The 12935-nt window shown below is 27.8% G+C and carries 17 protein-coding genes; 7 read left to right on the top strand and 10 right to left on the bottom strand.

Annotated features, from left to right (window positions below):
* Positions 1-9: 9 nt before the first annotated feature.
* Positions 10-198 carry an ORF6N domain-containing protein gene (locus CRU95_RS16805; RefSeq protein WP_258238688.1) on the bottom strand — a complete coding sequence of 63 codons (189 nt, stop codon included), beginning with the start codon at positions 196-198 and terminating at the stop codon, positions 10-12.
* A gap of 160 nt (positions 199-358) precedes the next feature.
* On the opposite strand from CRU95_RS16805, the gene CRU95_RS11055 reads away from it, so the two are divergent.
* Positions 359-562, top strand: a complete 204-nt coding sequence (locus CRU95_RS11055) for a hypothetical protein (RefSeq protein ID WP_129101189.1) — start codon at positions 359-361, stop codon at positions 560-562.
* 7 nt (positions 563-569) lie between these two features.
* On the opposite strand, the gene CRU95_RS11050 is transcribed toward CRU95_RS11055, so the two are convergent.
* Entirely contained in the window at positions 570-1454 is an 885-nt protein-coding gene (locus CRU95_RS11050) for a radical SAM protein (RefSeq protein WP_129101188.1), read from the bottom strand.
* Positions 1441-1884 carry a phosphate-starvation-inducible PsiE family protein gene (locus CRU95_RS11045; protein ID WP_129101187.1) on the bottom strand — a complete coding sequence of 148 codons (444 nt, stop codon included), beginning with the start codon at positions 1882-1884 and terminating at the stop codon, positions 1441-1443. The genes CRU95_RS11050 and CRU95_RS11045 overlap by 14 nt, the downstream gene beginning before the upstream one ends.
* A 101-nt stretch (positions 1885-1985) precedes the next feature.
* Here CRU95_RS11045 and CRU95_RS11040 point away from each other — a divergent pair, with 101 nt between their 5' ends.
* Entirely contained in the window at positions 1986-2609 is a 624-nt protein-coding gene (locus CRU95_RS11040) for a DsbA family protein (RefSeq protein WP_129101186.1), read from the top strand.
* Positions 2610-2618: 9 nt separating this feature from the next.
* Here CRU95_RS11040 and CRU95_RS11035 read toward each other — a convergent pair whose 3' ends face one another.
* Positions 2619-3488, bottom strand: coding sequence for an ADP-ribosylglycohydrolase family protein (locus CRU95_RS11035; RefSeq protein WP_129101185.1), 870 nt, complete (start codon positions 3486-3488; stop codon positions 2619-2621).
* Positions 3489-3499: 11 nt separating this feature from the next.
* Positions 3500-3766, bottom strand: a complete 267-nt coding sequence (locus tag CRU95_RS11030) for a DnaJ domain-containing protein (RefSeq protein ID WP_129101184.1) — start codon at positions 3764-3766, stop codon at positions 3500-3502.
* Between the two features lie 463 nt (positions 3767-4229).
* Here CRU95_RS11030 and CRU95_RS11025 point away from each other — a divergent pair, with 463 nt between their 5' ends.
* The gene (locus CRU95_RS11025; protein WP_129101183.1) at positions 4230-4700 is read left to right on the top strand and encodes a DnaJ domain-containing protein; all 471 of its coding nucleotides are present in this window, start codon (positions 4230-4232) and stop codon (positions 4698-4700) included.
* A gap of 13 nt (positions 4701-4713) precedes the next feature.
* Here CRU95_RS11025 and CRU95_RS11020 read toward each other — a convergent pair whose 3' ends face one another.
* The gene (locus tag CRU95_RS11020; protein ID WP_164969774.1) at positions 4714-4992 is read right to left on the bottom strand and encodes an antibiotic biosynthesis monooxygenase family protein; all 279 of its coding nucleotides are present in this window, start codon (positions 4990-4992) and stop codon (positions 4714-4716) included.
* A 50-nt stretch (positions 4993-5042) separates the two neighbouring features.
* The gene (locus tag CRU95_RS11015) at positions 5043-5435 is read right to left on the bottom strand and encodes a tautomerase (RefSeq protein ID WP_129101181.1); all 393 of its coding nucleotides are present in this window, start codon (positions 5433-5435) and stop codon (positions 5043-5045) included.
* 121 nt (positions 5436-5556) lie between these two features.
* Here CRU95_RS11015 and uvrC point away from each other — a divergent pair, with 121 nt between their 5' ends.
* From uvrC to CRU95_RS11000, 3 genes are read left to right on the top strand one after another with little or no spacing between them, the layout of a single operon-like run.
* The gene (gene uvrC / locus CRU95_RS11010) at positions 5557-7389 is read left to right on the top strand and encodes an excinuclease ABC subunit UvrC (protein ID WP_129101180.1); all 1833 of its coding nucleotides are present in this window, start codon (positions 5557-5559) and stop codon (positions 7387-7389) included.
* An 18-nt stretch (positions 7390-7407) separates the two neighbouring features.
* Complete coding sequence (locus tag CRU95_RS11005; RefSeq protein ID WP_129101179.1) at positions 7408-8430, top strand: alanine racemase; 1023 nt, start codon at positions 7408-7410, stop codon at positions 8428-8430.
* Positions 8427-9077, top strand: coding sequence for a tetratricopeptide repeat protein (locus CRU95_RS11000; protein WP_129101178.1), 651 nt, complete (start codon positions 8427-8429; stop codon positions 9075-9077). The genes CRU95_RS11005 and CRU95_RS11000 overlap by 4 nt, the downstream gene beginning before the upstream one ends.
* Here the strand turns inward: CRU95_RS11000 and CRU95_RS10995 are convergent.
* Together CRU95_RS10995 and CRU95_RS10990 are read right to left on the bottom strand one after the other, a co-directional pair.
* Positions 9074-9829, bottom strand: a complete 756-nt coding sequence (locus CRU95_RS10995; RefSeq protein WP_129101177.1) for a molybdopterin-binding protein — start codon at positions 9827-9829, stop codon at positions 9074-9076. The two genes, CRU95_RS11000 and CRU95_RS10995, sit on opposite strands and share 4 nt — an antisense overlap.
* The gene (locus CRU95_RS10990) at positions 9829-10398 is read right to left on the bottom strand and encodes an adenylate kinase (protein ID WP_129101176.1); all 570 of its coding nucleotides are present in this window, start codon (positions 10396-10398) and stop codon (positions 9829-9831) included. The genes CRU95_RS10995 and CRU95_RS10990 overlap by 1 nt, the downstream gene beginning before the upstream one ends.
* Positions 10399-10511: 113 nt before the next feature.
* Between CRU95_RS10990 and CRU95_RS10985 the strand changes: the two genes are divergently transcribed.
* A complete protein-coding gene (locus tag CRU95_RS10985) occupies positions 10512-11150 on the top strand; it encodes an adenylate kinase (protein WP_129101175.1) in 639 nt (212 codons plus the stop codon).
* A 53-nt stretch (positions 11151-11203) separates the two neighbouring features.
* On the opposite strand, the gene CRU95_RS10980 is transcribed toward CRU95_RS10985, so the two are convergent.
* The gene (locus CRU95_RS10980; RefSeq protein ID WP_129101174.1) at positions 11204-12934 is read right to left on the bottom strand and encodes a YgiQ family radical SAM protein; all 1731 of its coding nucleotides are present in this window, start codon (positions 12932-12934) and stop codon (positions 11204-11206) included.
* Position 12935 lies beyond the last annotated feature (1 nt).

Here is a 12935-nt window from a genome sequence, read left to right as displayed (position 1 = left end):
TAATTCATTTTATTCTTCATCCATTAGTTGAAACATAAAATCATTTGGAAACTTTTTTATATTTCTTTTTACTTGCTCATTTAATCTCTTAGTTTCAACTTGGTATAACTCAGCCAAATCTCTATCTATCATAACTTGAATACCTCTGATAATAAATATTTTATCATCAACTATTATATTTGAAAGCTCTTTTCCCATAAATACACTCCTATGATTTATAAGAGTATTTTAATATATTATATTTATTAGACTAAAAAGTATTATAAATTGATATTATTTTGATATTTTACTAATATTTTATTGACATTAATCATATAAAGTAGTACCATTCTCTATATTTTATATAAGGAGTCATAATATGGCAAAGAAAAAAGAAGAAGAGAAAAAATTAAAAGCTAAAAAAGCTGCTAAGAAAAAAGCAACTAAAAAAGAGAAAAAGAAAGTTATCAAAAAGAAAAAACTAGATAAAAAAAAGAAAGCAAAAAAAGCTGTAAAAGCTAAGAAAAAAAACTCAAAAAAGAAGTCTAAGAAAAAAGATTCAAAGAAAAAATCTAAAAAATAACAAGGTTTTAAAAACCTCGTAAAAACTTTGGACGAAGCATAGATTCATCTTCTATAGCTTTGTCTAAAGTCTCTAATAATTCATCCTTATCTTTGGGAAGTGTACCTTTTAGTGCTAAAGCATTTGAGGCGTGATTTGACCTAAAAATTATCGAACTTTTTGGAGTAATTAGACTTATAAATCTTTTTTGTTCCTCTAAAATATCTTTATCACTACAAAAAACAAATTCTTGATTTTTGTTTTCAAATCTTTTAAAAAAGTCATCTTCTTTTGTACTACTTACTGCTAATTGTAAAGTAGATAGATAATTTATATGTTCACATTCACTTACTAACTTTGCTGTATCTTCTATGTGTTGTATAGATAATTTTTTCCCACCAAGTCCCAGTATTACTGTGGCAGATATTTTCATATTTGCATAATAGGCTTTATTTATACCCTCTACCATTTTACTTGGTTTCATAGGTTTATTTATATATTTTAGTAATTCATGGTTTCCACTTTCAATTCCATAATAAACAAAACTCAAGCCATTTTCTCTTAATAAATTTAATTCTTCTTGGCTCTTTTCTAAGAGGTTATATGGACTTGCATATGAAGCTACTCTTTGCAGTTTTGGAAAAGATTTTTTAAGATACTGTAAAATTTGCACTAAAAAGTTTGTATCACAAGATAAGGCATCGCCATCAGCTAAAAACACTCTTCTTACATCTTTATATATAGAAAACTCATCGATTTCTTTTGTGATTTTTTCTATACTTTTGATTTCAAATTTTTTTGTTTCATACATCGAGCAAAAGCTACATTTATTGTAACTACAGCCCAATGTAATTTGTAAGATTAAAGAGTTAGCTTCAGCTGGTGGTCTATATAATGGCTCATGATAATTCATTGTTTTTTATATAATCTTTTTCTTTCTTTTTATCTAACATATAAGTTTCAGAAGTTTTTACAGATAAATATCTCACAATCAATAAAAACAAAATTACTCCTGCTATTATAAAAATGTTCCAGTTTAAAACACTTGTCAAAAGGTCATCAAGTGAGTTTAATTTTTCATTATTGATTTTTACAACATTTACAATTAATTCTCTTAAAGTAAGTATGATAAAGGCATCAACAATTATTGAAAGAACAACAGTTTTTTCTCTAATATAATTTATTACTGTTCTTGTTATTTCTAAGTATATTACAAAATATAACATATAAATAATAAAATCCATTAACATATGATAATACAATGCTACAAGAAATAATCCCCCCGCAAGTACAATCTCTGTATAATGTTTATCTTTATTTAATGCATCTACAAGGTCTTTCATACTAATAACTCCTATTTAAAATAGTATTATATTAATTTTTTATATTATTTCACTTAATTTCTAATTTTCTAACTTTAAGATATAAAGGGTAAAATAAGTTTATGAAAAATAAATTATACTATATCCACGATCCCATGTGTTCTTGGTGTTATGCTTTTAAAAAAGACCTTGATAATTTAAAAAAGAAGTTGCCAAAGAATATTGAGATAATAAATATATTAGGTGGTCTAGCAAAAGATACTGATGAAATAATGCCAAAAGAAATGCAAGAAAAGATTCAGACAGTCTGGTATGATATTGAAAAATTCACAGGGGCAAAGTTTAACCATGATTTTTGGAGACTTTGTAAACCAAGAAGATCAACCTATCCTGCTTGTAAAGCTGTACTTTGTGCAAAAGAACAAAATATGGAAGACGAAATGATAAATTCAATCCAAAAAGCATATTATCTTAAAGCAAAAAATCCAAGTGATGAAGAGACTTTAATCTCTCTTGCCCAAGATTTAAAATTAGATATAGAAAAATTTTCAAATGATTTAAAAAGTGAAAAAATAGAACAATTATTTCAAAAAGATTTAGAAAAAAGAAGAGAACTAAAAGTTTTCAATTTCCCATCTTTAATTTTGCAGTATAAAAAAGAGTTATACCCTATAAATATCGAATATAACAATGTAAATAATATTTTGAAACATATAGAAAATTTGAGTTCAAATATTTATTTCTAAATAGATATTTTAAGAAATATCTATTTGTACTTTTATTTTAGTAAGATTTTTTGGTATTACTTTTAATCCATATCTAGCTATAAAAAACATCGATACAATCATAGCACGAGCTGAGTTATCCCCACCTGCTTGAGCATTTTTTATTAAAGCTTCTTTAAAGTTTGTATATTTACCTAAAAGATGAATAACTCCACTAAATGCTTCATCTATACCACAAGCTGGACCAAATTTTCTTATTACTTCAAAGGTTTCATCATCAATAGATGAAAATCCATCTTTAACATATTTTTGAATAGTAGTTGAGAATTCATCTTTTCTTTCTTTAATTGATTCCATCATCTCAATATCATCCAATACATCAAGTAAAACTTTTGCAAAAAACTTAGCACCCTCTACAACTATTACAGAATCATGGGTTGATTTAACAAACTTTTCAACATTATCAAGAAATTGTTTTTTTGTTTTACTAATAAGTAATAAAGGTGCGATTCTTCCTATTACTGAGATATCAGTAGACTCTGAACCACAAGGAATAGTTTTATTTGCATTAATATTTTCTAGGGTAACTCTCGTTGCTCCATCAATGTATCCATCATACTTTTCGATTTTTTCTTTCCAAAAATGTACATATTTTTCTAAATCAAAATCTTCATTTTCACATACAAATTCATATAAAAAGTAAAGTTGATCTCCATAATGTGTGAATTCCCCTGCTTTTTTGCCTTTATGCCAAATTGAACAAGCATTATTTAAATCTTCCCAATTTATTTGTAAGTTTTTTAGTTCTTTTTCATCATATACCCAATGAGAAGCCAAACAGTAAGAATCAGCAATTAAAGCCCCTAAAACAAGTTCTTTCGCTTTTCTTTTATCAAACATTATAGTTTCCTTTACCTATTCCAATTTTTATAATTTGTAAACGAGGGATATTGACTTAAAAATTCATCTTTTTCAAAAGAAAATTTATAATTCTCAATATAAGCTTTTAAAAGATTATAAGCTTCATTTACCTCTTTAAACTTTTCTTCACTTCCATCTTCGGCATCAGGGTGATACTTTTTAGATAATCGCAAATAGTTCTTTCTCAAACCTTTATAATCAAGCTTTGTTATAATGCCCAAGGCATCAACAGCTTTTTGAAACTCATCATAGTCCATTATATTATCCTAATATTGATAATAATACCAAAATTTTTTAAATACTTATGTAATTTATATTACAATTATATAATTTAATTGCTAATTAAGGATTCATCTATCTTATTAAATAATAATTATAAAGAAGCATTAACTACTATGTATAGAAGATCTAAAAATTTGCTTAACTGCTGTGTTTTTATAGATAATCAACAACTAATATATTAAAATAGACTATTATAAAAAAAGATATAAATTAAAAATAATATTTTAATTTGTTTGATTTATATATTTTTACACAATATTAATGATTACATTTGTACTAATTCTAAGTGATAAAAGAACTCACGCATATTGGCTATTCTCAAAACTATCATTTGGTGAATAAATTAACTACTTGAAAGAAAATTACATCTTATTAATAAGAGAAACAAACAAAAATGGATATACTTTAAAATAAATTTTACAAGGATTACAATTTTTTATGGGGAATATAGACTATTTTTTTTCTAGACTAATAAGATTTTCGATACTATTTTTTATACTTTATCTTATATTTACAAATTTTGGTACTTTTCTAATTGCTATTGCTGTAGTTATATTATTAATTTATTTCTTCGTCTATAAAAAAATCAAAAATATAAAAGAACAAGCTAGAACACAAGGTTTTGAGTTTCATTTTAATGGAAGAGATTTTAACCAAGGTGCAAATCAAGGTTTTAAATTCAATTATGAAGATTTCCAAAGTGGTAATTTTAAAGCACAACCTTCCATGAATGAAGTTCAAAAAGCAAAAGATTTTTTTGGGTTTACAAGTGAACCAACAAGAGAAGAGATAAAGAAAAAATATAAAGAATTAGCTAAGAAGTATCATCCAGATATTAATAATAATGGTGATGAATTAATGCAAGAGTTAAATCATCACAAAGATGTACTTCTAAATATTTATAAATAAATATTTTGCTAAATCAAAAAACTGGTAAATTATGTTTTTTTAATACCAATTCATCGTATGTTTTTTGAAAAGATTTATAGGCTTCACTATCTTGTGAAGCTACATAATCTTCTTCACTTTTCCACTCTTCATAAACTAAGAACTCATCATCACAATCATCTGATTTATATACGCCAAAATAATCACAAGCTTCAAAATCTACCAATAAATTTTTCAAATTGTATAGCTTTATTTCTAATTCTTTCTCTTTATTTTTTCTTGATTGATAAATTGTTTGTTTTATAATACTCAATATTACTCCTAATTAAAAAAGAAATGTATCAAATATATGATTAATATAACTTAAGCCAGAGGGTCTTCTCCACTTGCCCAAGAAGATAAATACTTTTCTATCAAGTGAAAGTCTTCTCCATCATGTTGAGTAAAAGTTATGTATTGATTGTTATTTGGTATTTTAAATTCATCATTTACTATGCTCATATATACTAATGCTAATTCTCTTCTTTTTTCTATTAATCGCCCGTCCCTTATATCTAAATTCATCAAACAGACTTCATCACCAATATTAACTCTTCCAATTGATAAGTTAAAAGGCTCATATTCCCTAATAGAAATAGCGATATGACCTGTTTGAGTATCCATGATTTTTGCAAAAGATTCTCTTATCTTTTCACAAAAACTTTTTTTGGTATCATCGCTTACTTTTTTATTTATCTCAAATTGTAAATGTGGCATTATAAACTCCTTGTTAATTATTATTCTTGCTAAATAAGCTTTACATTTAACTTTACATTTTAACTTAAAATTTTAGTAAAATTACAACATTTAAAAAGCCTTTTTTCGCTAGTATTCCAATATGGATTTAGAAAACAAACTTAAACAGCTTCCAAATGATGCAGGTGTATATCAATATTTTGATAAAGATGGACATTTACTTTATGTTGGAAAAGCAAAAGTTTTAAAAAATAGAGTTAAATCATACTTTAAATTTACTCCCCAACTTAGACCTGCTGATAAACTAGGTCCTAGAATTTATAAAATGATAACTCAAGTAGAATCATGTGAATGGATTGTAGTACCAAATGAACATGATGCACTAATTTTAGAAAACTCTCTTATCAAACAGTTAAAACCCAAATATAATATTCTTCTTCGTGACGATAAAACTTACCCTTATATTTATGTTGATTTAAATGAGGATTTCCCAAGATTAGAAATTACAAGAAAAGTTTTAAAAGGTTCAAATATAAAATATTTTGGTCCCTACTCATCTGGTGCCAGAGATATATTAGACTCAATATATGAGACTTTTCCACTTGTACAAAAGAAATCATGTATAAAAGGAAAAGAGGCTTGCTTGTTTTTTCAAATCAAAAAATGCTTAGCTCCCTGTGAAAATAGAGTTTCAAAAGAAGATTATACAAATATTTTAAATGATTCTATGGAGTATATTTACAACAAATCAAAACTAATCTCAAAACTTAAAGTAAAAATGCAAGAGTATTCAGATGATTTTCGTTTTGAAGAGGCTATGAAAATAAGAGATAGAATAAAAACTATAGAAAAATCAGAGATAAAAACAGGTATGGATTTAGCTACAAATGAAAACTTAGATATTTTTGCTATTAAAAATATCAACTCAAAAGCTGTGATTGTAAGAATGTTTATTAGAGATGGGAAATTGGCTTCTTCTTCACATGATTATCTTAAGTCAAATGTAGAAGAAACTGAAGAGTTTGATTACGAAGAAGCATATAAAAGAGCTATAATCAACTATTATTCAAATGAAATTCCTATCATTCCAAAAGAGATACTTATTGCTAAAGAACTTGAAGATATGGAAGATATAAAAGAGTTCTTAAAAAATAAACTTGTTAAAAAGATAAATATTATCAATCCAAAACTTGGAAAGAAAAAAGACATAATAGATGTTGCTTTAAACAACTGTGACGAATTGTTGAGAATAGATAGTACAAAAGGTACAAATACACTTTATGAAGAGATTAAAGAGTTATTTAATCTCTCTCAAATACCAAATAGAGTTGAAAGCTTTGACAACTCACATATGATGGGACAAGCGACTGTTGGTGCAATGGTTGTATGGGATAATGACAAATTTGTAAAAAGTGATTTTAGACACTACAACTTAGAAGCCCATGATGAATACTCTCAAATGAGAGAAATGCTAATACGAAGAGTTGAAAACTTTGAAAAAAATCCTGCACCAGATTTATGGGTAATTGATGGTGGATCTACTTTATTGAAACTTGCATATGATATTGTGCAATCAGTTGGTCTAAAGTTAGATATCATTGCAATTGCAAAAGAAAAAATTGATTTTAAAGCCCATAGAGCAAAAGGTGCTGCAAAAGATATTGTTCATTATAAACAAGGTGAAGAAATTACTTCTATTAAATTATTAACTTCAGATAGAAGATTACACTTTGTACAAAGACAAAGGGATGAAGCTCATCGATTTGTTATCAATTTTCACAAAAAACAAAAAAGAGCAGAAGATAAACAAATCTCTTTATTAAACATAAAAGGTATTGGTGAAGCAAAGGTTAAAAAACTTCTTCTTTATTTTGGAACCTTTGAAAAGATAAAAGAAGCATCTATTGAAACTCTAAAAGAGGTTTTAAATGAAAAAGATAGTATTCTAATATCAAATCATTTTAATCAAAACTAAAATAACAAGGTTAAGTTATTGTCTAGAATTATTATAAACAAAAAAAATTATCTACATAACTTAGATATTATTTCTAAGCAAGCTGGTTCAAAAGAAAAAGTTGCAGTTGTATTAAAAGACAATGCATATGGACATGGAATTATAGAAATTTCAAAAATTGCAAAAGAATTTGGAATAAAAAAAGCTGTCGTAAAAAACCTTAAAGAAGCATTAAAGATTGAAGAATTTTTTGAAGATATTATAATTTTATCTGAGAATGTTTTTCACACTTATTCACATTCTTTTCACATAGTAATTAATCACCTTGAACAAATATATAAACTTCCTAAAAATACGAATGTTCACCTTAAAGTTGACACAGGGATGCATAGAAATGGCATATCTAAAAACCAGCTTAAAGAGGCTATTGATGGTATTTGTAGCCAAAACTTAAATTTAACTGGTATCATGACACACCATAGAGGAGCAGATGAACTAAACAGTGAATTCTTTTGGCAAAAGCGCAATTTTAGACTTGTGAAAGAAGAAGTGAAAAGAATATGTGAACAACTTTTTTTACCCTTGCCTTTGTTCCATTCTTGTAATTCAGCTGCCCTATTTAGAACAACTGATTTGGATGATGATTTTGCTAGAGTTGGTATAGCTTGTTATGGATATATTGGAAATCCACCTGCCTTTGATAAAATAGATTTGAAACCAGTTTTATCACTTTGGGCACAGAAAATTGCAACAAGAACCTTGAAAAAAAATCAATCTGTGGGATATGGAGGAACATACAAAACAGACAAAGATATAATAGTCTCAACTTATGATATTGGATATGGAGATGGATTTTTAAGAATAAATGAAAATCAAGCTTACAAAACTCCAAAAGGATTTAGAGTCTTAGGAAGAATATCAATGGATAACTTATCATTAGATTCACAAGATGAAGAAGTTTGTATGTTTGATGATGCTAAAGCTTTAGCAAAAATTCACAATACAATAACTTATGAAATAGTAACCACACTAAGTACAGAATTAAAAAGGGAAGTAATATGAAAAAATACCTATTATCACTTTTTTGTGTATTGAATTTAATGGCACAAGATAATCTTTCAATAAGTGAAGAATTAAAAAGTCTTGAACTAATAAATACATATGAAGAGTCTGCTTTAAAAAATGATCCAAATGCTTTTTTTGAGTTAGGAAAGATATATTTTGAAGGTAAATATGTTTTTAAAGATTATAAAAAAGCTTTAGAGTATTTTGGAGCAGCTTCTTACTTGGGGAGCATAAAAGGTACATATAACCTAGGACTTTTTTATTTAAGTAACCAAACAAATTTTTATGATCCTAAAAAAGCCTTTTCTTATTTTCTAGAACTTGCAAGAAAAGGTTATGCACCAGCACAAAATAAAGTAGGTATGTTTTTAACAACAGGAATAGTTATAGATAAAGATTATAAAGAAGCTGTTAAATGGTATGAAGCTTCATCAAAACAAGGATATATTCAAGCTCAATGTAACTTGGCATTTATGTATGCTTCAGGGAAAGGTGTCTGGCAAAATATGGGAAGAGCCCATGCCTTTGCAAAACCAGGATATGACAAAGGATATAATCTTTGTAAAAAAGTTTGGGAAGATTTTAATCTATCCAAGTACAAAGAAGATAAAGGATTTAAATTTAAATTTTACAATCAACCTTAATCAAAGTCTTTTAATTCATACTCTATTTGTTTTTCATTTAAATATTTAGTAAACATAGAGAAATTTTCTTTTACTAGTTTTTCATCTTTTGATATTAAAGATAAAACAACTATTCTTTTGTTATCAATAATTTTAGGCAATGATGACAACTCAACTTCGCTTGAAACCTTTTTCATAATATCTATTAAGTTATTTTCTCCACAAAAAGCACTAAGCGTTAATCTAAACTTTTTAACTTTGTTTATTTTGTAATGACTATCAAGTGCTTCAATAACCATACTTTGACTCATAGAAGGAAAGCCAGGTGTAAAGAAAAATCTATTTTCTAAATAAAAGCCAGCTACATTATTTACAACATTTTTAAGAAGCTTTGCATTTATGGGTAAATTTGACATTTCAATTCTATGGGGATATGCTTCCTCTCTAAATTGTTTTATGATTAAGTTTTTTGCTTTTTCATGGTATTCCATTTGTCCATCTGTAAAAACTTCAGCAGCTATTTGTCTTGTATAATCATCAGGCGTAGCTCCAATACCGCCAAAACAAAACATCACTGAATCTTTATCAGTTTTTATAAGTCTGAAAATATTTTTCATCAAGTTAATATCATCTTCAATCACAAAAGAGGCTTTGTGTATCCAACCTCTTTTAAGAAGTTGTTCATTTAAAAAAGAGAAATGAGCATCTTTTCGACGCCCATTTAATAGCTCAGTTCCAATAATAACTGAGTAAAAGTTAAATTCTTTTTTCATTAAATTTTTGATTGAATAAAATTATCGATTTCATCAACAATCTCATCAATAGTTCTTTCCCCATCAATTCTTTTTAAAAGATTCTTTCTTTTATAAAACTCTTGAATTTCATCTAATGGCTCAGTATAAATTTTCATTCTATTATTAAATACTTCAACATTGTCATCAGCTCCCCTTGCTCGTCCAAGAACTCTATCACACGCAACCTCTTGAGATACTACTACTTCTATAACATTTAACAATTCAACTTCAGCTTCATTTTTTAAATATTTGTCAAGTTCTGACATTTGTTCAAAACTTCTAGGATAACCATCTATAATTACCACATCTGTCGAAGCTTTTTTAATCGCCCCTAAAATTGTCTCAATAGCTATGTCAATTGGTACTATATTTCCAACACTAATATAAGTACCAATAATTTTCCCTCTTTCACTTCCACTTGCAACTTCTGCTCTAAACATATCTCCAGTTGAATAATGAGTGATATTATCATGTTTTGCAGCTATTAATTGAGCATCTGTAGTTTTGCCACTTCCAGGTGCTCCAATAATTAAAAATAGTTTTTTCATTTATGCCCTTAGTTGTATTTAAGTGGCATGATTATATCTAAATTGATTTAAATTTTTTATTTGTTATTAAATGCTTTTTCTATACAATACCTAAAAACTAAGGAAGATAAACTATGAATTTAATGCTATTTGGTGCACCAGGTGCTGGTAAAGGAACACAAGCAAAATTTTTAATTGAAAAGTATGGTATTCCTCAAATCTCTACAGGAGATATTTTAAGAGCAGCTATTGCTGATAATACAGATATGGGAATGGAAGCAAAAAAATTCATGGATGAAGGGAAGCTAGTTCCTGATTCAACAATTATTGGTATTATAAAAGATAGATTGGCTGAAGATGACTGTAAAAAAGGTTTTATCCTTGATGGTTTTCCAAGAACATTAGCTCAAGCAGAAGCTTTAGATAAATTAATGGCAGATATGGAAATATTACTTGATAAAGTAATCTCATTAAATGTTCCTGATGAACTAATTGTGGGAAGAATTACAGGAAGAAGAGTTTGTTCTAAATGTGGTGCTTCATTTCATGTAGAATTTAATCCTTCAAAAGAAGAAAATGTATGTGACTACTGTGGTGGAGAGCTTATCATTAGAAAAGATGACAATGCAGAGACTGTAAAAAGTAGATTAGAAGCTTATCATGCACAAACAGCACCACTTATTGATTTTTATACTGATATGGGTGTATTTGTTGAACTTGATGGTACAAAAGATGTATCAGATGTAACTAAAGATATGATTGCTGCACTTTAAATTACTTTATAAAAATAAAAAAGGGGCAAAACTTATAAGTTTTGCCCCTTTTTTTAGCTTTGGAAGTTAGTCCCTCCAGATTTCCTTCTTTGATAATATGATTTATCAATTACTATGTCTTTTTGTTTTTCTTTTCTTTTTGTATCTTTTTCAACATAGATTTTTTTTCTAGTTACTGGGTCTAATTCTGTATAATACATCACACTAGAATAAGTTCCGGGAGTAGGAGTAAATACTTGTGCTTGTTCTGGGTTCATTTTTAATTCATGTTTTGTAAAATGTTTTAGTTCATGCATATCTTTTTCTTCACACCCTGGATGTGCTGCTATTAAATAATATGTTAAAAACTGTTGTTTACCAGCCTCTTTATTTAGTCTATCATACATCTTTTTGAACTCTATTAAAGGTTGTTTTCCTGGTTTCCCCATAAGTTTTAATACTCTATCAGAAGTATGTTCAGGTGCTACTTTCATTTGTCCTGATATATGATGATTAACTAACTCTTTTAGGTATTCATATCCATGTTTTTTATCAGCACTAATAAAATCATATCTAAGACCTGAAGCAACAAAAGCTTTTTTTATTCCAGGTACTTTTCTAATGTTTTGTAAAAGTTTCAAATGTCTAGAATGATCTACTTTCATAACTTTACAAAGTCTATCAAAGTCTACACATCTTATGTCATCACAAGTACCTTTTTTAAGTTTTTTCCCACACTCATAGCCATACATATTAGCCGTTGGTCCTCCAACATCAGAGATAACACCTTTGAAGTCTTTGTAAGTAGTAAACTCTTTTGCTTCTTTTAAAATATTTTCTTCGCTTCTTGTTCGTATTGTTCGTCCTTGATGAACACCAATAGCACAAAAATTACATTCTCCCCAACATCCATGATGAGTTTGAATAGAGAACTTAACTGTCTCTAAACATTTTACTTTTCCCTCTGGCTTATGATAAGGATGCAAATCTCTTGTATATTTAAAATCAGCGATATAATCCATCTCTTTCTCATCCAGATAATCACAAGGTGGATTTTGAATCAAAAATCTTGTATCAACTTTTTGACATAGTCCATTTGCATTTATGGGGTCATTGTTTTGATAAAAATGATCAAATAAATCAATATATTTATTTTTATCTTTAACACAATCATCATGACTAGGTAGTTGTATATACTCTTCTTTTGGCTCATTTGAGATATAACAAACACCCCTAACTTTTCTTGGGTCTTCACCCTTTGATAAGGCTTGAGTAAACTCTCTTATTGCAATTTCACCCATACCATAAATCATATAATCAGCTTTTGCATCAAAAAGAATGGGTTTTTTTAATTTATTTGTCCAATAATCATAATGAGTAACTCTTCTAAGACTTGCTTCTATTCCACCAAGTACAATAGGAACTGTATTTTTAAAATGCCGTCTAATTAGATTTGTATAAACTAATGTTGCTCTATCTGGCCTTTTATTATTCTTTCCACCAGGAGTATAATCATCACTATTTCTAAACTTCTTAGTTGCTGTATAGTTTGAAACCATCGAATCAATACTTCCACCACTAACACCCCAATAAAGCTTAGGCTCACCAAGTCTTGTAATATCACCATTTTCTAAATTTGGTTGTCCGATAATTCCTACTTTAAAACCTAAGTCTTCAAGTATTCTACCAACAACTGCCACACCAATAAACGGTGAATCAACATAAGCATCTCCTGAGATTAAAATAACATCAAGTTGTTCCCAACCAAGTTTTTCCATCTCTTCTTTTGTAGTGGGTAAAAACATT

Origin of the sequence: Arcobacter sp. F2176 (assembly GCF_004116465.1) — a bacterium.
GTDB lineage: Bacteria > Campylobacterota > Campylobacteria > Campylobacterales > Arcobacteraceae > Arcobacter > Arcobacter siniprincipis.
The sequence above is the reverse complement of the archived record's forward strand: the minus strand, read 5'-3'. Positions and strand labels throughout refer to the sequence as shown.